At 52.4% G+C, this 25,540-nt stretch carries 25 protein-coding genes; 9 read left to right on the top strand and 16 right to left on the bottom strand.

Annotated features, from left to right (window positions below; translation table 11 throughout):
• Positions 1-3: 3 nt before the first annotated feature.
• From ABNT34_RS20125 to ABNT34_RS20095, 7 genes are all read right to left on the bottom strand, one after another.
• Complete coding sequence (locus ABNT34_RS20125; RefSeq protein ID WP_348734694.1) at positions 4-483, bottom strand: GNAT family N-acetyltransferase; 480 nt, start codon at positions 481-483, stop codon at positions 4-6.
• A gap of 148 nt (positions 484-631) precedes the next feature.
• On the bottom strand, positions 632-1,132 hold the full coding sequence (locus ABNT34_RS20120; RefSeq protein WP_348734693.1) for an LURP-one-related family protein: 501 nt from the start codon (positions 1,130-1,132) through the stop codon (positions 632-634).
• Between the two features lie 25 nt (positions 1,133-1,157).
• Entirely contained in the window at positions 1,158-1,559 is a 402-nt protein-coding gene (locus ABNT34_RS20115; RefSeq protein ID WP_348734692.1) for a DUF1761 domain-containing protein, read from the bottom strand.
• Positions 1,560-1,651: 92 nt separating this feature from the next.
• The gene (locus tag ABNT34_RS20110; protein ID WP_348734691.1) at positions 1,652-2,230 is read right to left on the bottom strand and encodes an HD domain-containing protein; all 579 of its coding nucleotides are present in this window, start codon (positions 2,228-2,230) and stop codon (positions 1,652-1,654) included.
• Between the two features lie 84 nt (positions 2,231-2,314).
• The gene (locus ABNT34_RS20105) at positions 2,315-2,743 is read right to left on the bottom strand and encodes a hypothetical protein (RefSeq protein WP_348734690.1); all 429 of its coding nucleotides are present in this window, start codon (positions 2,741-2,743) and stop codon (positions 2,315-2,317) included.
• A 143-nt stretch (positions 2,744-2,886) separates the two neighbouring features.
• Positions 2,887-3,366, bottom strand: a complete 480-nt coding sequence (locus ABNT34_RS20100; protein ID WP_348734689.1) for a GNAT family N-acetyltransferase — start codon at positions 3,364-3,366, stop codon at positions 2,887-2,889.
• A 72-nt stretch (positions 3,367-3,438) separates the two neighbouring features.
• Positions 3,439-3,804, bottom strand: coding sequence for a GFA family protein (locus ABNT34_RS20095; RefSeq protein ID WP_348734688.1), 366 nt, complete (start codon positions 3,802-3,804; stop codon positions 3,439-3,441).
• A gap of 142 nt (positions 3,805-3,946) precedes the next feature.
• On the opposite strand from ABNT34_RS20095, the gene ABNT34_RS20090 reads away from it, so the two are divergent.
• Positions 3,947-5,194 (top strand): MFS transporter, encoded by a 1,248-nt coding sequence (locus tag ABNT34_RS20090; RefSeq protein WP_348734687.1) that lies wholly within the window; start codon positions 3,947-3,949, stop codon positions 5,192-5,194.
• A gap of 38 nt (positions 5,195-5,232) precedes the next feature.
• On the opposite strand, the gene ABNT34_RS20085 is transcribed toward ABNT34_RS20090, so the two are convergent.
• Positions 5,233-6,354: an alpha/beta hydrolase gene (locus ABNT34_RS20085; RefSeq protein ID WP_348734686.1), complete on the bottom strand. Its 1,122-nt coding sequence runs from the start codon at positions 6,352-6,354 to the stop codon at positions 5,233-5,235.
• 154 nt (positions 6,355-6,508) lie between these two features.
• On the opposite strand from ABNT34_RS20085, the gene ABNT34_RS20080 reads away from it, so the two are divergent.
• Positions 6,509-7,639 (top strand): helix-turn-helix domain-containing protein, encoded by a 1,131-nt coding sequence (locus ABNT34_RS20080; protein WP_348734685.1) that lies wholly within the window; start codon positions 6,509-6,511, stop codon positions 7,637-7,639.
• A 31-nt stretch (positions 7,640-7,670) separates the two neighbouring features.
• On the opposite strand, the gene ABNT34_RS20075 is transcribed toward ABNT34_RS20080, so the two are convergent.
• The 4 genes from ABNT34_RS20075 to ABNT34_RS20060 form a co-directional block, all read right to left on the bottom strand.
• Positions 7,671-8,117 carry a cupin domain-containing protein gene (locus ABNT34_RS20075; protein ID WP_348734684.1) on the bottom strand — a complete coding sequence of 149 codons (447 nt, stop codon included), beginning with the start codon at positions 8,115-8,117 and terminating at the stop codon, positions 7,671-7,673.
• A gap of 28 nt (positions 8,118-8,145) precedes the next feature.
• Complete coding sequence (locus tag ABNT34_RS20070) at positions 8,146-8,898, bottom strand: SDR family oxidoreductase (protein WP_348734683.1); 753 nt, start codon at positions 8,896-8,898, stop codon at positions 8,146-8,148.
• 119 nt (positions 8,899-9,017) lie between these two features.
• Positions 9,018-9,908 carry a DUF1080 domain-containing protein gene (locus tag ABNT34_RS20065; protein ID WP_348734682.1) on the bottom strand — a complete coding sequence of 297 codons (891 nt, stop codon included), beginning with the start codon at positions 9,906-9,908 and terminating at the stop codon, positions 9,018-9,020.
• Between the two features lie 91 nt (positions 9,909-9,999).
• Positions 10,000-10,176, bottom strand: coding sequence for a hypothetical protein (locus tag ABNT34_RS20060; RefSeq protein ID WP_348734681.1), 177 nt, complete (start codon positions 10,174-10,176; stop codon positions 10,000-10,002).
• 158 nt (positions 10,177-10,334) lie between these two features.
• Here ABNT34_RS20060 and ABNT34_RS20055 point away from each other — a divergent pair, with 158 nt between their 5' ends.
• The 4 genes from ABNT34_RS20055 (at position 10,335) to ABNT34_RS20040 (ending at position 15,182) form a co-directional block, all read left to right on the top strand.
• Positions 10,335-11,078 (top strand): class I SAM-dependent methyltransferase, encoded by a 744-nt coding sequence (locus ABNT34_RS20055; RefSeq protein ID WP_348734680.1) that lies wholly within the window; start codon positions 10,335-10,337, stop codon positions 11,076-11,078.
• A gap of 128 nt (positions 11,079-11,206) precedes the next feature.
• Complete coding sequence (locus tag ABNT34_RS20050; RefSeq protein ID WP_348734679.1) at positions 11,207-11,566, top strand: hypothetical protein; 360 nt, start codon at positions 11,207-11,209, stop codon at positions 11,564-11,566.
• Between the two features lie 5 nt (positions 11,567-11,571).
• Positions 11,572-13,362 carry a DUF4105 domain-containing protein gene (locus ABNT34_RS20045; protein ID WP_348734678.1) on the top strand — a complete coding sequence of 597 codons (1,791 nt, stop codon included), beginning with the start codon at positions 11,572-11,574 and terminating at the stop codon, positions 13,360-13,362.
• Between the two features lie 173 nt (positions 13,363-13,535).
• Positions 13,536-15,182 carry a M28 family metallopeptidase gene (locus tag ABNT34_RS20040; protein WP_348734677.1) on the top strand — a complete coding sequence of 549 codons (1,647 nt, stop codon included), beginning with the start codon at positions 13,536-13,538 and terminating at the stop codon, positions 15,180-15,182.
• A gap of 80 nt (positions 15,183-15,262) precedes the next feature.
• On the opposite strand, the gene ABNT34_RS20035 is transcribed toward ABNT34_RS20040, so the two are convergent.
• From ABNT34_RS20035 to ABNT34_RS20025, 3 genes are all read right to left on the bottom strand, one after another.
• A complete protein-coding gene (locus ABNT34_RS20035) occupies positions 15,263-16,165 on the bottom strand; it encodes a hypothetical protein (protein ID WP_348734676.1) in 903 nt (300 codons plus the stop codon).
• A gap of 379 nt (positions 16,166-16,544) precedes the next feature.
• Complete coding sequence (locus tag ABNT34_RS20030; protein ID WP_348734675.1) at positions 16,545-18,356, bottom strand: S8 family serine peptidase; 1,812 nt, start codon at positions 18,354-18,356, stop codon at positions 16,545-16,547.
• Between the two features lie 272 nt (positions 18,357-18,628).
• Positions 18,629-18,922 carry a helix-hairpin-helix domain-containing protein gene (locus tag ABNT34_RS20025; protein ID WP_348734674.1) on the bottom strand — a complete coding sequence of 98 codons (294 nt, stop codon included), beginning with the start codon at positions 18,920-18,922 and terminating at the stop codon, positions 18,629-18,631.
• 272 nt (positions 18,923-19,194) lie between these two features.
• Between ABNT34_RS20025 and ABNT34_RS20020 the strand changes: the two genes are divergently transcribed.
• The 3 genes from ABNT34_RS20020 to ABNT34_RS20010 all read left to right on the top strand — a co-directional run bounded on the left by ABNT34_RS20020 (position 19,195) and on the right by ABNT34_RS20010 (position 22,956).
• Positions 19,195-20,802 carry an amidohydrolase family protein gene (locus tag ABNT34_RS20020; RefSeq protein ID WP_348734673.1) on the top strand — a complete coding sequence of 536 codons (1,608 nt, stop codon included), beginning with the start codon at positions 19,195-19,197 and terminating at the stop codon, positions 20,800-20,802.
• 271 nt (positions 20,803-21,073) lie between these two features.
• Positions 21,074-21,964, top strand: coding sequence for a hypothetical protein (locus ABNT34_RS20015; protein WP_348734672.1), 891 nt, complete (start codon positions 21,074-21,076; stop codon positions 21,962-21,964).
• Positions 21,965-22,110: 146 nt separating this feature from the next.
• Entirely contained in the window at positions 22,111-22,956 is an 846-nt protein-coding gene (locus ABNT34_RS20010) for an EamA family transporter (protein ID WP_348734671.1), read from the top strand.
• A gap of 62 nt (positions 22,957-23,018) precedes the next feature.
• Here ABNT34_RS20010 and katG read toward each other — a convergent pair whose 3' ends face one another.
• Positions 23,019-25,205, bottom strand: coding sequence for a catalase/peroxidase HPI (gene katG, locus ABNT34_RS20005; protein ID WP_348734670.1), 2,187 nt, complete (start codon positions 25,203-25,205; stop codon positions 23,019-23,021).
• Positions 25,206-25,540: the final 335 nt, after the last annotated feature.

The following is a 25,540-nucleotide window of genomic DNA, read 5'->3' as shown; positions in this document are numbered from 1 at the left end:
CTGTCAAAGCGCCAGCGTCATAAAAACACTGTTCGGGTCTTCCTGGTAATCAGCAAAAGGCGGACATTCTATGAAACCGTATTTTTGATAAAGCGCTCGAGCCGGCTGAAAAAACGCCATAGAACCGGTTTCCAGACTGACGCGTTTGAAGCCGCTTTGTCTGGCCTCTGCCAGCAGATGTTCAACTAACAGACGACCATAACCATGACCACGACAGGACGGATCCACCCGGGTCGATTTAATTTCACCATGCTGTTCATCCAGCTGTTTCAGTGCGATACAGCCAGCCAGCAGCGCAGGCGCTGTCGAATCAGCTTGATGCCATAAAGTCCAGAAACGGATCTCTGGCTGGCGCAGCGCAGCCAGGTCCAGCGCATGGACACTTTCTGGTGGTGAGGTGGCTTGCATATCCGCCATATGTGCCGCCAGTAAGGCGGCAATTTCCGGGCTTTGTAAGTCATCCGGTCGGATCTGGTAATTCATAGGGAGTCCTGTGCTTTGTGCTAAGCCCAGGTTGTTATAACAGGATGCTGCGGTGAAACCACGCAGTGCAGCGACCAAGCGCAGAAAAAAAGCGATAAGTTCAGATGAAACTGAACTGTGCTGCAATGCTGTGGATCCGCAGCCTCACTCAATCGTCGCTTAACACTGAATTGGTACCGGCATGCTGGATGCGGTCAATGACAATCACAGCACCAAGTAAGGGCACTGCCCATTCGGGGCGGTAGATTTCGACTCCGTAGCTGTCTGACCAACTGAACCAGGCTTTAGACACCCGCGCCAGTAATTGATCGTTTTGCGTGATGCGGTATTCACGTTGCCACAGATTGCCATCAATCTCTAAAGTACCTTGCGGAGTCTGTACCGAAAAAGATGCTCGCCAGAATGGCCAGAACTTTTTGCGTACCAGCCATTCTTCTCCAGACGGTGCCACCAGCCGGCAGGCAGGCAGAATAGTCAGATATTTGCGTTTGATTTTCAGTACTTCGCGCTCAGCCAGATCATACATAGTCTGGCTGCTGGAAATACTGAAGAACTTGCCTTTAACTGTAAACGCGAGCCGGCCGTCTTCGTCATCGATATCAAAACTATCGGTCAGGCTCAGTATTTTTTGTTCAATCCGAAATTTCATCACAGATCCCTCTGAAACAAGGCCGTCAATGCGGCCATAACCCAACAATCAAACCATAAGTTGCAAATTGCAAAAGATGATAACCACCATCAATCAGCAGCATAGGCCAGGGCCGATTCGCAAACTGATAATTGATGCCAAAGCTGGTGAAGACAAAAAAGAAACCGACCATCAAACCGTTGTGTACCGACAAATGCAACGACGCCGGCTGGCCGAATACAAACACAAAACCGATAGCGGCCAACGCCGAAAACAACAGGCTGATACCAAACACCCGCGCCGGATGACCTTGTGGTTTATCCATATCGATGCCGGCGTAAGCGCACCAGCGCGCGCCGAATAACAGCTTCGAATACCACAATCCGCCAATGACAAAGACTGACAACGCCATCGCCGCTAACATGCCGATTTGAGAACCTATACCCATGATTAATCACCAGAATTTCTGACGTTAGACTTCCAGCTTAGGCGTTCTGGCGTCGAGGGTCAACCTGGCTCTGATTGCCCCTCAATAGCCTCTCAGCAGCCAAACCAGCCGGCGTGCCGCGCATCAGCCAGACGCTGCGCTAAATACTGCCAAAGCGCCGGACAGCCCTGAGAGATCGGTGCCTCTATCCGCGCCACGACTCGTTGATAACTAATGCCGTTTTCGCGCCAGCTCTGACCGTTGTTCGCCAGATTCAGCAGCACAGGCATCGCGCGGTCGCAGGCGTGGGCAAATTGCGCTTCGATGGTCGAGCCGGCTTCAAATTCCTGCCATAACGCTAAGAGTTCTGCCGCCGCTCCGTCAGGCAACAAACCAAAAATCCGCTGTACCGCCGCCAGCTCTTCCGCCTTGAGCGCGTCCCAGTCGGCATTGGCGTAAACAATAGTATCGCCGGTATCAATTTCGCCAATGTCGTGCACAAGCAGTAGTTTAATCACCTGGTTGATGTCGGTATTTGCCGGCGCATAAGGCGCCAGTGACCAGGCCAGCATAGCAATTTGCCAGCTGTGTTCAGCCGAATTTTCATAGCGGTCGCTATGCAGTGTTTTGGTTTTACGGGTGACAGTTTTGAGCTTGTCCAGTTCTAAGACAAAATCTATAACAGACTGCATAAAGGCTCCGGTTGCAGAAAAAACCGCAGCATAACAAAAAGTCCGCCGGCTGGTCGCGCCAGGCGACCGCAGTATGACGTCACTTTAGCGGTTTTTCAGCCAGCCGCGCTGACCGGCAAGCCGCGTCAGATACACCAACCCAAGTGCCACGAGTAACACCAGGCCTTGCAGCATAACCACTGTTTGGTCAATCAATGCGCGGGCCGCTGGCTGCAGTGCAAAACTGACATCCTGCAGCACAACGCCTAGTAACGACAACACCAGAAGCGGCAAGGCCAGCGGCAAACGCAGTAACAACAACACAGTCCCCAGTGTGCCGCCAATCACGGCCGCAGCCGTGGACAGCACGGACCATAACGGCCGGCTGTTGTACACCTCCTGCATCGCTGCCGGCATCGCCGCGACTTGTTCCGGCGTCATAGTCGCATCGGTCCAGAATACAAACAGCCCCATTAAATTCCACAACAACGCCAGAACTAACACCGGATAAAACCACTTCGCCACTGTTGCCATCAGCTGTCTCCTGTTTTTTGTTTGGATGGTATCGCGTTGATTTAACTTAGCAGTCCGCAGCAAAAAGTCATACCGGTGTCGCAACGATCCGACGGCAGTACAGCGGTGGTAGAGACGTTTCCAGGCGAAAGTGGTTAGCTGTTTTATCGCTTATCTCCGGCAAAACGCGGCCGCAGAATGAGCCGCATCGGCACGTCTACAATGCCCATCCGCTCACGCGGACCTTGTTCAGCAACAAAACCCAAATGTTGGTACATTGGCAAGGCAAACAAGGAGGCATTCACGGTAAACTCATCCTGGTCCTGACACTCCGCCAGCAAGTGCGACCATAGCTGTCGTGCCAGTCCCTGCCCCTGCGCCCGCTCAGCCACAAACAAATGATACAGATGGTTGTGGCCCTTTACGGCAATGACGCCGCCCAGACCTGCTGCGTCTTCTGCTAACCAGTACCGGTAATCGCCATGCAGATACCCGAGGATTGCCTGCGGTTGCATTGCCCCGAGTAACAGCGTGGTGCCTTCCGCCGAACAATCCGGCGCAATGAATTTTTCGACCAGCGGTAGTAACAAAGCACTGATGGCATCATGGTCTGCCGCCGTCGCGACACGAATGTGATAAGACAAAAGTTCCTCCCTGATGAAGTCACTTCGGACTTCTGACTATGTAAAAAACTGATCTGAGGGCCTGAGCAGAGTTCAGCACGGACACCAGCTGCTTTTGCTTTCAGTGCAGATATGCGGGATATCCGCAAAATGAATGGGAGTGTCCAGCGTCGCGACGGTCAGCGCGACATAACCATTGGGTTCGGTACTGGCGCGCCATTCCAGGGTGGAACCGCAGTGCCGGCAGAAACCACGTGTTACATTGGCCGAAGACTGATAGCGGCTGATGGCATCAGCACCCTGCGTGTAATGCAATTCCGTCGCCGGCAGGCTCAGATAAGTGGCAAAAGCCGCACCGTGCTGCTTCTGACACATCCGGCAATGACAATGTGAGACCCGCCGCGGCTCACCGTGCAACTGATAGACGACTGTGCCGCATAAACAACTGCCCTGATACATGTTTCCTCCTGCTTTTATCGCAGCCATTCAAGTCCGTCATGTAACCTTTGGAAACAAAGCTTTTCTGAAACAGCAGCTTTGTGCACTGGTCTGCACGCGGCTTTTTCGGCATGCTGATGATCTTCAATATGCAGGAGGCAAAATGTCAGCGCAAGTGTTGTCCTGGCAGCGGGTGAAACAGCTGCCGGCGCCGGTGTGGTTGTTGCTGTGGGGCAATTTTTTTGTCCGCGGCAGTTATTTTATGGTCTGGCCATTTCTGGCGGTGATTTTATATCAGCGCTACGCCTTAACGGCGACCGAAACCGGTTTTTGGCTGACCGCGGCGGCACTCACTGCTGTGGTCGCTGGTTTTTATGCTGGCCATTTGTCTGACCGTTTTGGCCGCAAACCGCTGATGCTGGCCGGTGCTGTCACCGGCGTACTGGCCTATTCTGCGTTGGCGCTGGCCAACACTTTGCCCTTGATGCTGGGCTGTATTTTTCTGGCGACCCTGCCCCGAGCTTTGTGGGACGCGCCCAGCAAAGCCTGGCTCGGCGATTTATTGCCCGACAGCAAAGACCGTGAGCTGGCACTGCAGGGCCTGTATTTTATGGTGAACGCTGGCGCAGCCTGTGGCCCGGTATTGGGTTTATGGGCTGGTTTAAGCGGTAATCCGCATGGTTTTTTTATCACTGCGGCTTCCTATGGCGCTTTAGGCTTAGGATTATTGTGGCTACACAGACCCGGAAAACTCGCGAACAGCGCGGCGCAGAGCCGGCCTACACATACGTTGAATTTCGCAGCTATTTTGCAGTTGCTGCGGCAAGATCAGCTGTTTGCCGTGATTATCCTTGCCAATATTCTGATTAACTTTATTTATGCCCATGCTGATTCAAGCCTGATCCAATATTTGACCCGGGCTGATTTCCCTGAGCTGGTGACACTCATTTCCAGCCTGGTGATGGTGAATTCGCTGATTATTGTCACTTGCCAATTTCCGCTGTTGCGTTTACTTGGCCACTGGACTGTGATCAAACGCATTCACTTGGGTGTGGTGTTATTGGGGTTGTCACAAATCTGGTTTGCCTTGAATCCGGTCGACTGGTTTTGGGGCTGGCTGGGGGCGATGGCGGTACTCAGCATTGGTGAAGCGGTGCTTTTTGCCAATATGAATGTACATCTGGACCAACTGGCGCACCCGGCGCTGCGCGGCAGTTATTTTGGTGCCGCCAGCCTTTATGCCATTGGCTTTAGCTTGTCGCCCTTTATTGGCGGCCTGATTATCGACGCCCTCGGTGGGCCGGCGCTTTTTGCTATCAGTGCCGGCCTTTGTGCGTTGGTGCTGGGCTGTTATGCCGCCACACCCCGGCTACGCCGGCCAGACTTTTCTGCGCTGAAGTTGCCGGGCTGAACTTGCCGGATAAAAGCGGCAACCCGTGACATGATTCCTTATTGGCCAATAAGCTGCGCCCGGATGCGCTGCACCAGCTGCCACTCGGCGGCTATGCTTTGCGCATTCGGGCCATGCCCGGCTTTGGCCACCATAATCAGTTCTTTATGTGGCGCCCGGATCGCATTGAAATAGGCGCGGGTGACTGCTGGTACTGTGACGAGGTCAGCCTCGCCCTGAATGAAATACACCGGAAGTTTCAGCGCTGTGGCATCGCGTTGTAATTCAATGTCGTGGAACATGCCGCTTGTTGTCTGGCCCGTTTCTGCATCAAACCCCATAAACTGTAAAAACGAATAATCTTCTGCTGCTTCATAGGCGGGCGCCTGTTTTTCCAGCTCAAAAGCTGGCGACGCTTGCCACCAATGCGCCGGCGCTGGGGTGGCAAGTTTTGCTTCATACTGGCGGGTCAGGCGGCGTAACATGCCGCTCGGTCTGGCATAAGGCGGTGGCCCCATTTTACTCAACTGGGCCAACGCCGCCTGAGCCTGTGCTGCAGTGGCCAGTGTCAAAACGGCCTGATAACTCGCCTGTTGGTTTTGTAGTCCGCTGACCAGCTGGGAGCTGCCGACATAAGCAGCAAACCACTGCGGTTGTTGCTGTACCATTTTAACCCCTAGCGCCGAGCCCCAGGAGCTGCCCATCAAAATCAGCGGCCTGTTGCCCAGGATTAGTTGCAGATACTGCACCAGCTCCAGACCATCCTGCGTCATTTGCGCCAAAGTCAGGCGCTCGCCTGTCGCCGGCTGCTTGCGCAACCAGGTTTTGCCACTGGCGCGCTGGTCCCATTGTACCAACGTAAACTGCTGCTCCCAGCCGGCATAAATCGCGTCGGCAAAAGGGCTGATTGGATTTGCCGGGCCACCGTGTAAAAACAGGATCAGCGGAAAAGTGCAGTTGCTGGTGTTGATACTGACCCACTGCTCTATACCGCCAAGCCGGATATAACCCTGCTGGCGCATTGCAGCCGGTGTTTTGCATTGCACTGTGCGCGCGCCGCCAAACAGCAGTTCGTCGGCTTGCGCCTGATTTGCCGCATCGGCCACAGGAATGAGCAGCCAGCAAAGCAGAATTTGTAGCGTCAGCATCCAGCGGCGGGCCTGTTGTGTTATCTCGTGCATCAGAAGTCCTCATTGGTTTCACTGCCGCCAGACTGAGCATTTGCCCGCATTGTGGCGTCCTGAAACACGCTTGAGGACGTTAAATTCGCCTGTTGCCACCTGCGCGAGCGCGTTACACTGCGCTTTTGCGGGTTCGACGACACTGATATTTCTGATGAATGAATTAGTTATGCTGCACAGCGCTATCGCGTTATTGTGCCTGTTACTGGGGCTGCATTTTTTGCTGAGCCGACAAGGCCGGCCCTGGCCCCTGCGTTTCACTGGCGCGACTTATTTGCTGTACGGCAGCCAAAGCCTTTGGTTCGTGCTGGCACTGCAGCACATAGAGCTATTTGCCGGGCAAGCCATGTTAAGACCCATCGGTGCTATGCTGCTGGCACCGCTATTCTGGTGTTTTTTTCAGCTGCTGCAGCGCCCCGACGCGGGGCTCAGGCGCCGAGACTTTTGGCATTTGGGCCCGGCCGCCCTGACGTTTTATCTGCTACTGCGTCGCTCCGAATGGCTGGATTATCTCGATCTGTTTTTGCTGCTGAGCTATGCCGCTTATTTATCTGCCGTGGGTTTTACGCTGTTACGTGCTCCGACGCTGCTGGCGCCGCTTGGTGACGCGGCCCCTGTGGCCAGGCGCTATCTGCAGCTGCAAGGTGCTTTGCTTGGCAGCAATCTGCTGATAGAAGCGGCGCTTTATCTGGAAATACAACAAGGCGGCAGCCCATCACAATCGGCCTTGCTGTTGCCGGCAGCAGCGCTGTTTCTGCTCTTACATCTGCTGACATTGTTATTTGCGTTGCAGCGCAGCCCTCTGCTGGAATGGCTGTATCAACGAAGTGACCAGAAACCGCAGATACAACCGCAAGTTTCAAAAACCCAGGGCTCGTTTGCTGCTATCGAGGCGCCGGAAACGCATGCCGTCGAAACAACGGCCGCCGCTGAAAAATTGCAGGAAGTGTATCAACGCTGGCTGGCGCTGCTCGAGCAACAGCAGCTGTACCAGCTGGAATTTGGCATTACGCTGGCGCAGGCCGCGCGAAAACTACAGGTGCCGGCGCGACAATTGTCGCTGGCGGTTAATCAATGTTATGGCGCCAGTTTTTCTGTGCTGTTAAATGACAAACGCATCGAAAAAGCCAAACAGCTGTTACTGCAAAGCCCGCCATTGGCGGTTACCGAGGTGATGTATCAGGCCGGCTTTGCTACTAAATCCAATTTCCACAAAGAGTTTGCCCGCGTGACAGGGATGACGCCAAGCGCTTACCGGTTAAGCACGCCGGCACAGCCCGATTGATGCCCGACTGATGCCCGATTAATACCGACATTCAGTGCTTCATCGCGGCCGCAGGCTCTGAGCCAGTTTTCTGTGACAACGGCTGGCCTTTGCTGCCGGCGTAAAACACCACTAGTTTGACTGGCACAGTACCAACATTGCGGCCATTGTGTGCGGTGTTCACGACCTCAGCCAAAGCGTCACCGGTTTTCAGCCTATTTTTCCGCCCGTCTTTTAACGTCACCTCAAGTTCGCCTTCCAACACCATGCCGAAGGAAGGAACCGGATGCAGATGCCAGCCGGTTTCACCACCTGGCGCGATTTCAATCAGCATACCGGTGACTTCAGCCTGACCCGCCGGATATTGCAGCGGCTGGCCATCCCAACTGGTTTGGGTTTTCAGCACAGTGCTGACTTTAACCGCTTTAGTTTGTTCTATGGCTTGTACTGGCAGCAGCATGCCAAACCCGGCCAGTAATATGATCCAGCGTTGTAACATCATTGCAGTCCTCAATAAATTCAGCACGTTAAACCCCGCCACAAACATCAATAAAACTGCCGGTGGTAAAACTGGCTGCATCTGATGCCAGCCAGGCAATCGCCTGTGCGACTTCAGCAGCGTGGCCGCCACGCCCCAGCGGAATGCAGCTTTTCAGCCGGTCGACCCGACCAGGTTCGCCAGCGGCGGTATGCATATCGGTATAGATAAAGCCTGGCCGCACCGTATTGACACGAATGCCCTGCGCCGCCACTTCCAGCGCCAGGCCCCGGGTCAGAGTATCCACCGCGCCTTTGGAGGCAGCATAATCAATATATTCGTTGGGTGAACCGCTTTTAGCAGCGCCAGACGAGACATTCACTATAACGCCGCCCTGCCCACCTGAATCTGTGCGCATCCGCAGCACCGCCTGCTGGCAGCACAAAAAAGTGCCGATCACATTGGTTTGTAAAATAGCGGCAAAGCGGGCTGCGCTGATCCCGCTGATGGGGCTTTGTGGCTGTAAAATGGCAGCGTTATTAACGAGCACCGACAAAGGGCCAAGTTCCGCATCCAGCCGCTGAAACATCGCCAGCACTTGCGCTTCGTCAGCAATATCGGCCTGCAGCAGAATGCAACGACAACCGGCGGCGCGAAGCTCGCTGGCGAGCGCTGCGGCGGCGGCATAATTTTGATGGTAATTCAGCCCGAGCGTATACCCTTGCTGCGCGAACAGCCGCGCCGTTGCAGCACCGATGCCACGGCTGGCACCAGTGATAAGCGCAATAGCAGATGTAGACATATCAACTCCGTCGCGTCGAGACCCGACTTTATACTCAGCGCACGGGAAATCTTGTGCAACTTTTATCTGGTGTTCAGTACGCTGGATTTAGCCTGGCTTTGCAATAGCGTCATTGCTTGTCAGAAATACCCGGCATATTGCGCCGGCAGTTTATCCAGCGGTTGCAGCCGGATATTCTGATAAAACACTTCGGCCGCTTCACTTTGCAGCTGAATCTTGCCTTGCCACATCTCGATATCACGGCCGTCCCGATGATAACGGGAGTTCTTCAGCACCATCACCACCTGGCCGTTCACAATGTGCAGGCTTTGGCCCTCAAAACATATCAGCTCCACGGTATTCCATTGGTTGTCTGGCTTTTCGGCATTCAACTGGCGCATGACAAACCCCGGGCCGCCGCTACCCCGGCCGGTTTTCAGGAACGGCTGCGTGACATCTGCCACCGCATTCATCTCACCTTCGGGTTGAAAGGCACGGATATCAATCGCCGAATCAGCCTGCTGCCAATAATCGCCGGTATGGCCTTGCATGATCTGAAATTCCTGCGACAACATCCAGGAGCGGAAATACTCTTGTCCGTGCGGGCCGTTGGCGTGATACAAAATGCCGCTGTCTTTGAGTTTTTGTAACCGCGGTGGCCATTTTTTCTCGCCGAAGCGGTATTGCAGCGTCAGTCGATAATTACGAAAACTTTGTTTGCTGGTCAGGGCACCATAGATTTCGCCACTGACGCGTAGCACCGTCTCCCCATCCTGTTGAATTAGCGTGAACACACCATGTGGGTCCAGCCCCGGAAAAACGCCGAGCGGCGCCAACAGTTTCCCTGCAGCATCAGTTGGCTGACTGCCATTGTAATGCTCCTGATGGCGGTAGCTCAGATAGGTTTCCCATTGACTCAGAGTCGGGTCCAGTAAGGAAACGGCTGGACTTGCAGCAAGCGGCAACGCGGTAAAACCGGCCAGCAGGCCCGCCATCAACAGCGCAGCGCTTTGGTAAAGTTTGATCATCATCTGAGATTCCTTTTTTTGTCAGTTACTCAGATAGTTACCCGTCTGCCCCGCATTTGTAAAGCGCTTACATTTATGAGATCTGCTGCGGGAATTATGAATTACAGCAGTCGGCTTTTGGCGCAGTAGCCCGCCATAAAGCCGCCATGGCGATAACGGCAATGACCGGTAACAGTAGCAACGCATAAAAATCCGGCGCACCGGTTAACACAGCAGCGCCAACAGCCAAAACCCATAACAGCAGTTGCGTCAGTATTAGTTTGATTCTCACAAGAGCCCCCTCACATTGTTGTGGTCAAGAATGATGACAACCGCGACCGGCAGTTTTGCGACAAAATCGGCCATGGCCCCCCTGCATGCGACAGGTCGCAGCAGGCGGCGATTTATGCTATCTTGCGCGCCTTTTTTGCTGCACTAACCGGACCTGCCATGACTGCCACTGCCCTCTACACCGATTTGTCCGGTTACTACGATTTGATGTGCGCGGACATCAATTATCAGGCGCAAAGCGCGACAGTGCACCGCATCCAGCAGTTTTTCGGCAACGGTGGCAAACGTCATCTGGATTTAGCCTGCGGCACAGGCCCACATATCCGTTATTTATTGGATTTAGGTTATCAGAGTGCCGGCCTCGACCTCAATCAGCCAATGTTGAACCTTGCGCAGCAACGCTGCCCGGAAGCGAGTTTTTCCTGCCAGAATATGTGCGAATTTGCGGTCAATGCGCCGGTGGACCTCATCACCTGTTTTTTATACTCGTTGCATTACAGTCAGAGCATCGAAGGCCTTAAAGCCTGTATTCGGCAGGCGCATCTGGCATTAAATAGCGGCGGCGTGTTTTGTTTTAATGCTGTCGATAAAAGCCAAATCGACAACCAATCATTCGTGTCGCATCAGGCCGTGCACGGCAACAGCTTATTTCAGTTCAGCTCCGGCTGGTTTTACTCAGGCCAGGGTGAGCAGCAACAACTGCGGCTGCGTATCGAAAAAACTGCAAACGACCAGAGCGAAATCTGGCAAGACGCCCATCCGATGGTCGCCGTCACTTTTACTGAATTACAACAGCTGCTGACGCCCTATTTCGACGTGCAAATGCTGCAACACGATTACGACAAACTGGTGGCATGGGATGGCCAATCCGGCAATGCGCTGTTTGTTTGTGTCAAAGCGTGAGCGCTTAAGCCGCTTAACAAACAACCACTCAATTCACTTTGAGTGTACAAAATATTGATATTGATTTTCCTCAAGTATACATTTGGGGCGCTTTTAGGAAGCACTTTAAAAAATACTAAGGACTAGAAATGAAAAATTTGTGTATTGCAACGGTGGTTTTAGCTCTGTCTGGCTGTGCCAGTGTCATGACTGCAGAAGAACAAAGTATCAAAGTCACTGCATCTAACAATCAACCTATCGAAGTGACAGTTGATGATAAAAAAACCACAACACCAGGTATGGTAGTTGTGTTACGTGACGGTAAAGATAAAGTCGTGACCAGCACAACGCCAGGCTGCCACACTGCAACGCCAATCAAGAAAACGATTGCACCGGTATTCTGGGGTAACATCATCATTGGTGGTGTATTAGGCTCAACCACTGACGGCTCCACAGGTAAGATGTGGAATTATGCAGACTCTGTCGAAGTCACTTGCGCCGCTCAGTAATTTCAGTGCCATTTGTTTACAGCATCAAGAGCTGGTTGATACCAGCTCTGTTTGTTTTAGCCACGTCTTTTTGTGTCACTGCGAACCCATCTTTAACACCAGCAAACACAACGCAATGGCAACTGTTGCTGCACAGCTATCAAGGCCAGGCGCAAATCACTGATCCGGATTTTCTGCTCTCTGCCGGCAATTTTTCACCCGAAGCTGAGATGGCAAAAACGCTGGAACTGTTTCGCCAAGATCCCCAACTCGCCTTCTGTCGATTTCCGGCCCGCATCACTTTCCTGGCGGAAAAACTAAATTTACCTTTGGCTGAGGATAGGTTTGAACGCTGTCCGCAACTCGAGAACTTCATCAAACACGTGCCTTTCGAAAAGATTGAACTCGTTTATGCGTCAGAAGTAACCTCGTCAGCTACAAGTATGCTCGGTCATATTTTTATAAAGGTCAGCGGCACTAATTCAAAAGGCAATGCGGTTGCACACTCATTGGCCTACTTTACCGAAATCACCACACTGAATCCGGCAAAACTGATCGTTGAAAGCACGATGACGGGCATGCCAGGCTTTTTTAGTGTCAGACCCTTTGCCGCAGATCTGAAACAATATCGAGACATTGAACAGCGGAATCTCTGGCAATTTAATTTGTCTGCTGATGCGCAGAATAAGCGATTGCTTCAGCTGCATATTTGGGAGCTTCATCAGGTTGAACTCACCTACTATTTCCAGTCATTTAACTGCGCCACCTTGACTCTGGAAATGCTCGCCTTGCTTAAACCTGAGATCCTGCAAGATCGCAGGCCCATCGTCAGCCCAATCGATGTCGTTAAAGCTGCCACTAACCAACAAATGGTCCAGTCCACCATCATTGATGCGGCCAGCCCCTGGTTATTTTATGCGATGGCAGACACACTCCCTTCGCAAATAAAAGCGCAGCTTGACGAGATCTCCAGTCTCAATGAGTTCAGCGCGGCAGAGAATGCCCTGACACACCCACTGGCAGCGCGATACCTCGATATGCGACTGGAACAATCGGTCAGCCAGTTGAAAATGTCCCCGCAGCAAGCAGAAAATATCCGCTCTCGTATGCGACTCGACACAGATCAAACACTAGACCTGAGTCATTACAAACATCCGGCCAGGACTCCGCAGGATGCCGCATTCAGCGCCAGCCTGTTGCAGGATGCAAATGGGAGTGCGCTGGTTGTCGATTTCTTGCCAGCCGGACATCTGTTACAAGGCGATAATCGCCAATATCTGACAGAATCTGAATTACAAATTGCCAAAATCAGTGTGGCCATCAACGACAAAGGCACAGCGCTGCAACTACGCGAATTTACTTTGTATTCCGCCATCTCGCTGGCGCCAGATTCAGCGGCATTTCCAGTATGGTCCGGTGAGTTTTATTTAGGATTCAGGCCAGGCTGGCGACAAGATCTTTCCAGATGGTCAACCGGTGAGTTGTCTGGTGGCTTCGGCAAAAGCTATCGATTGCACAAAGATGTCACTGTGTTTGGCCTGGCCGGTGCTGGTATGGCGACCAATCTGGCAGACAGTCTCGGTTTTATTTACGTTAAATCCGGTATGCTGTTTACCCTTGCCGCCGACACTAAATTACAACTGCAATATATGGCACATTCCGGGAAAGCCAGTGAACCGAGTCGCTTTCAACAGATGTCAGCAGCTTTAAGTTGGTTCCCTGAGCAGAATCAGGCATTTGCCCTGCATTTCAATCATGTTCAAATCCTAGGCCGTCAATCCAACGCTGTTGGTTTTGAGTACTCAAACTATTTTTAGCTGCGGGAAGTATGCAACAGCAGCTTCAGAAACATAAACAAACTGAGAGTCGTCAGATAACTCTGTTGTTCGGCGAAAAAGCACAGCAAGCCGTGACCTGTCATGGCAGAATGCGAACTTTCTGATATTCATGGTCGCTGTGAACCACAGCTTCCCCTGCTGTGAGTGTTGTTATGTTTAAATCCATTTCATTGCTGCGCTTCAGTGTTGGTTTGCTGCTCAGTCAGAGCGCTCTGGCTGACAGCAAAGCACCGCTGCCACAAACCGAATTTAACCCGGCCTTTGGCCGCTACTTTGCTGAAGTGGCTTCTGATGAACTGCAAGGCCGCGCGCCGGCCACTGTCGGCGAAGAGCGCACTGTAGCCTACATCGAACAACAGTTTCAGCGGCTTGGTTTAACACCATTTGCCAAAGACAGCTACCGCCAGGCGGTGCCTGTGGTACAAATCGACCCGGTGGCGGTGTCAGCGCTGAGCCTCAGCGGTGACAAAATGCCAAAAAGCCTGGCTTATAAAACCGACATGATGGCCTGGTCGACGCGGATGCAGCCACAGGTCGAAGTCAAAAACAGCGAATTGGTTTTTGTTGGCTACGGCATAGTCGCACCGGAATATGGCTGGAATGACTATAAAGATATCGATGTGAAAGGCAAAACCGTGGTGATGTTTGTCAACGACCCGGGCTTTGCCACCGGCGATACCAAGCTTTTCACCGGCAAAGCCATGACCTACTACGGCCGCTGGACTTACAAGTTTGAAGAAGCGGCACGTCAGGGCGCCGCCATGGCGCTGATTGTGCACGAAACCGACGCCGCCGCTTATGGCTGGAATGTGGTGTCCGGCACCAGCCCTATCCGCTTTGAACTGGCCGATAAAACCAAAAATATGCATAAAGCCGCCGTTGAAGGCTGGTTGACGCGCGACAGCGCCGAACAGCTGTTTGCCGCCTCTGGCCAGAGCATAAAGAGCTTACGTAAAAAAGCACTGGCGAAAGATTTTAAGGCCTTCCCGCTTGGCGGCACCGCGTCTATCAGCATCAAAAACCAGCTGCGGGAAATCAATTCCAGTAATGTCATTGGTTATATTCCGGGCACAAAAAAGCCGGATGAAGCCGTACTGTATATGGCGCACTGGGACCACTTTGGCCTCGATTTCAGCCGCAAAGAGGACAAAATCTTTAATGGTGCGCAGGATAATGCCGGTGGCATTGCTGGTCTAATCGCGCTGGCCGAACATTATAAACAGCAGCCGCCACCGGAGCGTTCTGTGGTGTTTATCGCCGTCACCGCGGAAGAGCGCGGTATGTTAGGTTCACGCTGGTATGCCGCCAATCCGTTGTTTCCACTGCATAAAACAGTCGCCGGCATCAATATGGACGTAATGAACGTGTATGGCCCGATGCGGGATGTGCAGGTGTTTGGTTATGGTTCATCCGAACTCGAACCCATGCTCGACAAATACGCCAAGGCGCAAGGCCGCTATATTGCACCGGAGCCAACGCCGGAAGATGGTTTTTATTACCGCTCAGATCATTTCCAGCTGGCACGTCATGGCGTGCCGATGTTGTATGCCCGCGGGGGTGTCGACAGCGTCCAACATGGCAAAGACTGGGGCCTGGCGCAGCGGCGTGATTACACGGCGAATTATTATCATAAGGTCAATGATGAGTTCAGTCCGGCCTGGGATTTACGCGGTTCGCAGCAGGACTTGTGGTTATTTTATTTAGTCGGACACGAACTGGCCAATTCAGCACTGTGGCCAAACTGGCATCAAGGTAAGGAATTTAAAGCTGCCCGTGATATGTCCAGAGCGACAAAATAATCCAGCTCAGTCTGTCAGACTGGATACAGAAATAAAAAAACCAGCTGATGCTGGTTTTTTTATTCTCTGCGGGTTTGGACTTAAGCCTGTTGGCGGCGACGATGCAGACCCAGTAATAACAGACCAAGGCCAGCCAAAGTCAGTGGTGAAGATACAGGCACATCCACTGGTGGCGGAGTATCACCCACCGGATCACGACCCCAGATAGAGATGTGAGATAAACCGGCACCACCGCTGGCGTTTAATAAAGTGTCTTCCATATTCCAGACACCTTTAAACAGGTAGTTTTCGTCTTCAGTCCCAAACACTGGCGGTAAGTTCAGCGCTGCAATATTAAAGTTATACAGCGCAAACATATTGCCGGACTTAAATACGACGGTGACCTGGTCAAAGAACTTATTAGTACCCAGCATATCCAGCAGTTGCTGTGGATTATTTACTGGTGGTTTGTACATCCATTCACCGCTGACAACACTGCCACCGGTACAGGCGACGCTATTGCCATTCCGGTCTTTACAATTCGTCAGACTGACTAAGTCCGCTGCATAGTTGTAAGTACCAAAACCGGTTTTAGAACTTGACGCAGGTGCAAAGTTACCTGAGGTGTATTTACCGAAGAAAATCCAGCCCGGATCGATGTTGCCAAGACCTTGCAGGTCCTGCAGGTCGTCTTCGGTCACAAAAGCACCAGGCATTCCTGGCCAGTATGCCGATTCCTTATTCAGCCAGCCGACATTGTCATAACCGAGGTTATTGCCCAGCATGCTGACGTCGTCGTTACCGGAAAACGCACCGTAACAAGCCGTGGCGTTGATAGCTCCAACGTTTTGCGCTGCGGAGCCGTCTTGTTTTTGAATGGTAGTAATTTGAATATCTGAGACATCACAAGGTGGCGGAGTAATTGGTGCAGCCAGCGCGAGTTGTGAATAACCCATCGCAGCTGTTAACATCAACGCGGTTGTAATTTTGATTGTTTTAGCCATGTTATTTCACCTGTATTTGGTTCGACTTATTAAGTAATTCATAAACTATGCCATACAAGCGAAGTGGCGTATTTGCTGTATTTTGAGTCTTTACTCTACACCTGACTGTAAAAAAAACCGGCACTTTTCTGCATGAATTCATGCCTGCCACCCTGTGACGATAATAGATAAATTACTGGTTTCATTGATATATTAGCGAAACACTTCAGATAACTATTCACCCCACCCGCTATCTATTCGCTTACTTATGCAACATTTTTATGCAACAAATACGCTGAATACCGGACCAGCTGTTGGGAGAAGCTAATGGTTGAAATCAGGCAACAGAAAAGAAAAAGGCCTGCCACATGGGCAGGCCTTCTTACTGCGATCCGCAGTTTTATTTTGTGAAAGTCACAGATTTTTCAACCGAGCAAACTGTTGTGCTGGCAGCATGACAAACTTTATAGCTGTAGGTGCCTTTCGCTGTTGGACTGTCACGATGTGAACCGTCGTTGGCCGTGGTGATGATTTTCACACCATTGCGATAGATATCCACGTTTGAAGTGGTTGCATTGGCCCAGCTCAGGTTGGCATAACGGGTTTTGCCTTGCATCTGTGCTGTTGCAGTCAGTGTAATGGCGGTTGTACCACCACCGCCGCAACCATTTTGCAGCAGGTAATCATTGGCGGCTTTCGCCTGTACAATGCCGTAACCGAAGTACACGTCTTTACCAGCTGCGCCTGAATCTTTCGCTGTGGCTTTTAAGGCACTGCGGATTTGCGCACCGCTACAGGTCGGGTGATTTGACCAAACTAAGGCTGCAATACCAGACACTGCCGGTGTCGCCATCGAAGTTCCGCTCATCAGACCGTAATCAGTGCCACCGATAGTGATAGTCGCCGTAGTCGACGCCAGTAACTGCGAACGATCTTCAAAAGCAGCGCCAACCGCTGGGATAGACGTCGTATTTGCCGTGCCTTCGCCCAGGGTGCCATACAACATGCCCGCGACGTTGTTGATGACTACAGCACCAACACCACCAGACAGCTGACAGTTTTTCACTTTGTCGTGGAATGAGATCACGCCGCGGTCAATCAGGCAGACTTTACCGGCTGCGCCGGCATTGGTGGTTTCCGCAGTGCCCATAAAGAAGGTCGCAGCGCTGGCGTTGCCGATATTTTCCATCGCCGAAGAGGCAAAGGCGCCTAAATTGGTGCTGAGGCTGGAATTGGTGGCCATGCCTGCCGGGTAAGTCGACAGCGTATCTACGCCACCGGCAGTGGCTTCAACGCAGATATTTTCATCGGTTTTACCGTTAGCGGTACAGCTCGGGAACTGGGAGAAACTGGCAATGGCATTGTTATTGTCATTGGCGCCAATCATCATCACCGACGGATAACCAGCCGGATAAGAGCGCACATTGTTGCCGTCATTACCGGCCGCAGCCACGACCAGGCCACCAGCGTTGACGAAATTCTGGAACGCATTGGATTCGGTGGTATTAGAACCGCCACCGCCTAAGCTCATGCTGATAATTTTTGCGCCGGCTGCAGTACATTTTTGCGCGGCATAAGCCAGGTCTGAAGAATAACCCCAGCCTTCGGCGTTAAAGACTTTGATGATGTGCATCTTGACGCCTGGCGCCATCCCAATCACACCAACGCCATTGTTTGCAGCACCAATTGTGCCTGCGACGTGGGTGCCGTGTGGACCACCGTTGACGTCCCAGCTGCCGGTGCCGCTGTCGTTATCACCGGTAATAGAGCCCCAGTCGAAATCGATGTTGGAGCGGTCGAGGCCGGAGTCAATAATACAAACTTTTGGTGCGGTCGCAGGGTTAAAACTGACCTGATTGGCTTGTGACTGGAACACCGCATAAGGCGTCACCTGGGTCTGCATCGGGTTACCGGCGGTGTCGTTGAACAACGCCATTGGCTTGCGCACTTCGTCTTTTTCTACCAGCTCAATGTGCGGGTTGTTAAAAATGCCTTTGAGTTCTTCAAAAGATTTACCCGGAATTTCTACCGCAACAAAACCATCAGCATCCACCTTCACTTCACCGCCGGCCTGACGTGTGATCGCAGTGATGATGCCTTTGTTCAGATTGTCGACTTGCAGAATGACCCGTTCGGCCTGTGCAGTTGTAGAGAAAGTCAGAGTCGATGCCACAGCAATAGCGATGGGCGCTATTTTGATCAGTTTTTGCATAATAAAATGTTCCTGCGTTTGGATGTTGTGTACTGACGTTTATCTTAGTATTTTGTTAGTTCATCGCAGTCAGTTTGCTTAAGAACTTACTAAACCATGGCAGAAACAGTTTCGCGTCGCAAGTAAAAATTTCACATTTGTAATTAATTGTATCGAACTGAAAGCGTTACCAGAGCGTGACCCGCGTGCAGTTTTTTATACAGCAGTGCAGACGTCCCTAGCCTGAAAAAAGCCAATCCAAACTGATAAAAATGTTTTCCGCAGTTGGCTTTTCAGCCCTGAGAAACCAGTATTTGCTGGCGTTCGGCGGTATAAGCCCACCAGACCTTTGGCGCATCACCGGCCAGAAAACGCTCGACTGATAACAACACATCCAGCACACAAGGATCATGTTGCTGACCGGTGATTTCACACAGCCGCTGATATAAATGTAACGCGGAAACCCCAACCAGCTGTTGCGGGTGTTGATAACCCAACAGCTGATAGTCTTTGGCGCCGGCCGGGCCAATATTGGGCAGGTCAGTGAATTTGTTCAGTTGATTGCGGTTTACTTTATCCGGATGCATGCGGTGCTCACTAATTTAGCTGACGATGTGGTGATCCCACTATAAAAGCCAGCTGTTGCTCACACAATCAGTGCTTTTCTCTGCACTGTTAGCAATTCCCGGACTGCTTGTTGTCGCAGCTGTGTGTGAGTTAATCGGATCTGCTTGCGACGCGCGGCCCCTGTTGCCACACTGCGTTGAGCCGGTTAAAAATCACCCTGGCGAAACGATAAAAAACAAACAAAAACAATGAGGATTAGCAAAGCCTGATCCACAACATCCCGGGAACTACTATGCAATTTCAACCCAAGACCCGATTGATACTTCGCGCCGCGTTACTGGCATTGAGTGTCGCCGCCAGCCTGCCGCAGACAGCACTGGCTGGCGCGACTGAACGCACGCCATCAGCCCCGGCAGCCGATCAAGGTGAAGGCCCTTATACCCGGCTGATTTTACGCGGTGGCACTTTTATCAGTGGTGAAGGCGCACCGCCGGTTGGCCCGGTGGATATCGTCATTGAAAATGACCGCATCAGCGAAATCACCGCCGTCGGCAATCCGGGTGTGCCGGTGCTGCCAGAAGGCCGGCCTAAAGCCAAAGCCGGTGATAAAGAAATGGACGTCAGCGGCATGTATATTCTGCCGGGTTTTATCGATATGCACGGTCATATCGGCGGCTCTGCCAACGGCACACCGGCCGAATATGTGTTTAAACTCTGGCTGGCACACGGTATTACCACAGTGCGTGAACCCGGCAGTTTTAACGGACTCGACTGGACGTTAAAACATGCCAAAGCATCCAACGAGCATAAAATCGTCGCGCCGCGTATTGTGCCTTATGTTGGTTTTGGTCAGGGTTTAAGTAAACCGGTGTTCAGCCCGCAACAAGCGCGCGACTGGGTGCAAAACATTAAAAAAGCCGGTGCTGCCGGGATTAAGTTCTTTGGCGCCCCACCGGCCATTATGGCGGCCGCGCTGGATGAAGCGAAAAAACAACAGCTCGGCACTATGATGCATCACGCCCAGCTTAATGTAATGCGGATGAACGCACTCGACAGTGCACGGCTTGGCCTCACGTCAATGGAGCATTGGTACGGCTTGCCGGAAGCACTGTTTACCAACCAGGTGGTGCAAAACTATAAAGCCGATTACAACTACCAGAACGAGCAGGACCGCTTTGGTGAAGCCGGTAAACTCTGGCAACAGGCCGCGGCGCCAGGCTCTGACAAATGGAACGCGGTACGCGATGAGCTGATTAGCCTCAATTTCACCATCAATCCGACGCTGACCATCTATGAAGCCACCCGCAATGCCGAAGCACAGCGCAACGCGCCCTGGCACGCCGATTACACGCTGCCGGTGCTTAGTGAATTCTTTAAACCCAACCGTTATGCCCATGGCTCGTTCTGGTTTAACTGGACTACAGAACAGGAAATCGCCTGGCGCGAAAACTACCGCGTCTGGATGCAGTTCCTCAATGACTACAAAAACCACGGTGGCCGCGTGACTGCTGGCTCTGACGCCGGTTATATCTATAAAATTTATGGTTTTGCTTACATTCAGGAACTGGAATTACTGCGCGAAGCCGGTTTTAACCCGCTGGAAGTGATCCAGGCCGCCACGCTCAATGGCGCTATAGCGCTGGGTCTTGATAAAGACATTGGCAGTCTGGTGCCGGGCAAAAAAGCCGACATGGTCATAGTCGCGGAAAACCCGTTGGCCAACTTTAAAGTGTTGTACGGCAACGGCCATTATCAGCTCAACGCGCAGAACCAGCCGGAGCGGACCAAAGGCGTGCGTTATACCATCAAAGACGGCGTGGTATATGACGCGCAGCAGTTATTGAGTGATGTGCGCACCATGGTCAGCACTGCCAAAGCGGCAGCACCGGCCAAACCTTAAACTACTGAACCACAGGCGCCAGAGTCGGCTGACTATGGCGCTTGTGGCACCTCAATCTGCAATCTGCCGTAAATTTTTGTAAGTGCAGCCTGGTTTTGTACCACATCAGAAACAAATGCCCTGCCTTGAGTTTTCGTTAATCCGATGATTTATATCAGCATTTCGGACGCAATCTGCTTCCCCGTTATCAGACAGGTAAAGTAATGTACAGTTTGCAACCTCTGCGCCTGCTCAGGTTCAGAGTGGCTGAATCATTCGCAGGAGTTCAGCCATGAGCCAATCAGATCAACACCGCTTCACCCGCGCGCCACAAAGCCGGCGCAATTTTATCAAACAGCTTAGTTTTGCCCTCGCCGCTGCGCCGCTGTCGGGCCTGGTCGCCTGTGGCGGTGGCAGCACTGAAACTTCGACCAGCACCACAGATACCTCCAGTGGCAGCACCGGCGGCAGTACCGGCGGTAGCACGGGAACTTCCGGCAGCTGGGCAAGCGGCGGCACCGCCGCACTGACGGCCAATTTTCCAGCCGATACTTTGTTTGATTTGGGTACCAGCTGTAGCCTGGCTTTGACCAAAGCACTGACCGAAGGCCCCTGTTATTTCGCGGTGACCAATCGCGATGATATTTCCGAGAGCCAGGTGGGCTTACCGATGCAGTTATGTCTGCGGGTGGTCGACAGTAGCTGTAAACCATTGTCTGGCCTGGAAGTGGAAGTCTGGCACTGCGATGTCGCAGGTCTTTATTCTGGCGACACCAGTGGCAGCAGCGACAGTTCGGGCTTTAACTCGTCGTTTTGTACCAGCAATAATGCCAATGCGGTGAAGGCCAAATGGTATCGCGGCACGCAAGTCACTGACAGCAATGGCCGGGTCAACTTTAAAACGTGTTTCCCGGGTTGGTATTCAGGCCGCACTATTCACATTCATTTTCGCGTGCGTAATAACAATAATGACCAGGTGGTGTCGCAGTTTTGTTTTACCGACGCGCTGACGCAGGAAATTTGCACCAGCCACGCCAATTACAGCAGCCGCGGTGTGCAGGACACCACACTGGCCGCCGGCCGCGATACGGTGTTTGGCAGCAACGCCACTGATTTTATCTTCAGCACGCAACAAAACAGCGACGGATCCTTGCTGGCGTGGAAAACTATCCGGCTCAGTTAAAACGCTTTATCAGACGCACGGCGACGCTGCGTTTGCCGTGCCTACCACTCCATCACGCCGCACATCTGCCGCATTTTCACGACATTTGCGCAGCGGCAACACAACCGTTATGCTGCGCCGGTTTTGCCACGCGACGGGAATATCGGATGCATTTACTCTGGCTGGTCACCGCAATTTGGGCTTTTAGTTTTTCGTTAATTGGCGAATTTTTAGCCGCCACCGTTGACCCTTATTTAGCGGTCAGCAGCCGGATGTTGCTGGCGCTGTTGTTATTCAGCCCGTTTTTACTGAAATACCGCACGTCCGCGCGACTGGCGCTGCAGCTTGCCGGCATCGGCGCGGTGCAGCTTGGCCTGATGTACCTGCTGCTCTATCACAGCTTTTTATACCTGTCGGTGGCCGAAGTGCTGCTGTTTACTATTCTGACGCCGGTCTATATCTCAGTGCTGGACTATTACTGGCGCTATCAAAAATTACACTGCCGCTGGCTGGGCCCGGCGTTGTTGGCAGTCGCTGGTGCATTAGTGATGCGTTATCAAACCCTTAGTAGTAGCTTCTGGCTTGGGCTGTTGCTGATCCAGGGCGCAAATCTGTGTTTCGCTTTTGGTCAGGTCGCTTACCGGCGGCTGGCGTTAGGGTCTGTCGGCATGCAGACACAGCATTTTTGCTGGTTTTTTGTCGGCGCAACAATAGTCAGCCTGAGTGCAACCGCTCTGTTTGCCAACTGGCAGCGCGTCCCTGATACACCGCTGGAATATGGCATTTTGTTGTGGCTTGGCCTTGTTGCTTCGGGCCTGGGCTATTGGCTGTGGAACGCCGGCGCGCGGCAGGTCAGTGCCAATCAGCTGGCGGTGATGAACAATGTGCTGATCCCGGCCGGCTTGTTAGTGAATTTTGTATTCTGGCAACATGCGGTGAATTGGTGGACTTTAGCCGGGGGCTCACTGCTGATTTTATTGAGTTTGGTTTGGGCCATGCGCCAGCGCGACTGAGCAGCAGCGCACATAAAAAAACGCCAGCAGTTGCCGGCGTTTTTCATTGTTAAAACAGTGTGTTATTTCAGATCATACCGGTCTGCATTCATCACTTTGACCCAGGCTTTAACAAAGTCATGCACAAACTTTTGCTGACCATCGTCTTGTGCGTACACTTCCGCATAAGCGCGTAGCACTGAGTTGGAGCCAAACACTAAATCAACCCGGGTCGCGGTCCATTGCACCTGACCGTCTTTACGCCGGATGATTTCATATTTGTTTTTGCCAACCGGTTTCCAGCTATAGGCCATATCGGTCAGCGTCACAAAGAAATCGTTACTCAGTACACCTACTCTGTTGGTAAACACACCGTGTGTGCTGCCGCCAAAGTTAGTCCCCAACACACGCAGACCACCGACTAACACCGTCATCTCATTAGCCGTCAGGCCCATCAGCTGCGCCCGGTCCAGCATCATTTCTTCCGGCGCAACGCTGTAGTCTTTTTTCAGATAATTTCTGAACGCATCATGTAATGGCTCCAGCACGGCAAAAGATTCCGCATCGGTTTGTGCAGCCAAAGCGTCACCACGGCCCGGCGCAAAAGGCACTGTTACATCAACACCGGCGGCTTTGGCAGCCTGCTCCACCGCCGCACTGCCGGCCAGCACAATTAAATCGGCGATGCTGATTTTTTTCGCAAGGCTTTGCTGCAGGGCTTCCAGCGCAGCCAGTACCTTGGCTAAACGCGCCGGCTCATTCGCTTCCCAGTCTTTTTGTGGTGCTAACCGGATGCGGGCACCGTTGGCACCACCACGATAATCAGAGCCGCGGAAAGTACGGGCGCTGTCCCAGGCGGTGGCAATCAGGTCTTGTGCCGGAATACCAAGCGCCAGCGTTTTGGCTTTTAATTCAGCAATTTCTGCGTCGGTCAGGCAATAATCCACAGTCGGAATTGGGTCTTGCCAAATCAAATCTTCTGCCGGCACATCAGCGCCCAAATAGCGGCTTTTTGGCCCCAGGTCGCGGTGGGTTAACTTAAACCAGGCGCGGGCGAATACGTCGGCAAAATAGGCCGGGTCGGCATAAAACTTCTCGGAAATTTTGCGATAAGCCGGGTCCATTTTCAGCGCCATGTCGGCGTCGGTCATGATTGGATTTTTGCGGATTGACGGGTCTTCGACATCAACCGGTTTGTCCTCTTCTTTGATATTGACCGGCTCCCATTGCCAGGCACCGGCCGGGCTTTTGGTTAATGCCCAGTCGTAGCTGAACAATAAGCGGAAATAATCGTTATCCCACTGTGTCGGGTTGGTGGTCCATGCGCCTTCAATGCCGCTGGTGACAGTATCGCGGCCAATGCCACGGCCTTTGCCGTTCAGCCAGCCAAAACCCTGTGCATGAATATCTTCACCTTCCGGTGCTGGCCCAAGGTGCTCGGCATTGCCGTTGCCGTGGGCTTTACCCACGGTATGGCCACCGGCGGTCAGCGCGACCGTTTCTTCGTCATCCATCGCCATCCGGGCAAAAGTCACCCGCATGTCCTGCGCGGTTTTCAGCGGGTCCGGGTTACCATCTACCCCTTCCGGATTGACATAAATCAGCCCCATCATCACAGCCGCCAGCGGATTGTCTAAATCCCGTTCACCGCTGTAACGGCTGCCTTCACCGCCGGATTTTTGCAACCACTGTTTTTCCGAGCCCCAGTAAATGTCTTTTTCCGGATGCCAGATATCCTCGCGGCCACCGGCAAAACCAAAGGTTTTCAGGCCCATCGATTCATACGCCATATTACCGGCCAGGATCATCAAATCTGCCCAGGAAATTTTATTGCCGTATTTGCGTTTAATTGGCCACAGCAGACGCCGGGCTTTGTCGAGGTTGCCGTTATCTGGCCAGCTGTTCAGCGGCGCAAACCGCTGACTGCCGGTCCCACCACCGCCACGGCCATCGGCAATGCGATAGGTACCGGCAGAGTGCCACGCCATGCGGATCATCAGTCCACCATAATGGCCCCAGTCGGCCGGCCACCAGTCCTGCGAGTCAGTCATTAAGGCTTTTAGGTCGGTTTTAACGGCGTCCAAATCCAGCGTTTTAAAGGCTTCGGCATAATTAAAGCCCGGATCCATCGGATTGGTTTTGCTGTCGTGTTGATGCAGGATGTCGAGATTCAGCGCATTGGGCCACCAGTTCATTGTGGCATTGGAGGCGGTGGTGTTGGCACCGTGCATCACCGGACATTTGCCGCCTGTTGCTTTGTTTGTATCCATCTGAGGGTTCCTTCTTTGTGCTGTAATGAGCGGGTTAAATGGCAGAGCAGCGGGCTGCTCTGCTTCAGATGGATTAAAGGTAGTCGCGAAAAGCGATTTAGGAAACTGACTTAAATAAGTCAATCTAATCACATTTTTTGATTAAAACAAATTTTCAGACAATTTTTAGCGATTTCAGGGGCAAACCCACCAGCGAGGCCGCAAAGTCATCACAGCGCTATTGCAATGGTTTGTTATATCTCCTGAATTTTAACAAGTTCAGTCGCAACACAATTAACGCAGTGCAGAACCCGCACAATATGTAGTCAAGAATGACAAGCTCACTGCAACAAAAC

Source organism: Rheinheimera texasensis, assembly GCF_964031785.1.
Taxonomy (GTDB): domain Bacteria; phylum Pseudomonadota; class Gammaproteobacteria; order Enterobacterales; family Alteromonadaceae; genus Pararheinheimera; species Pararheinheimera texasensis_A.
The sequence above is the reverse complement of the archived record's forward strand: the minus strand, read 5'-3'. Positions and strand labels throughout refer to the sequence as shown.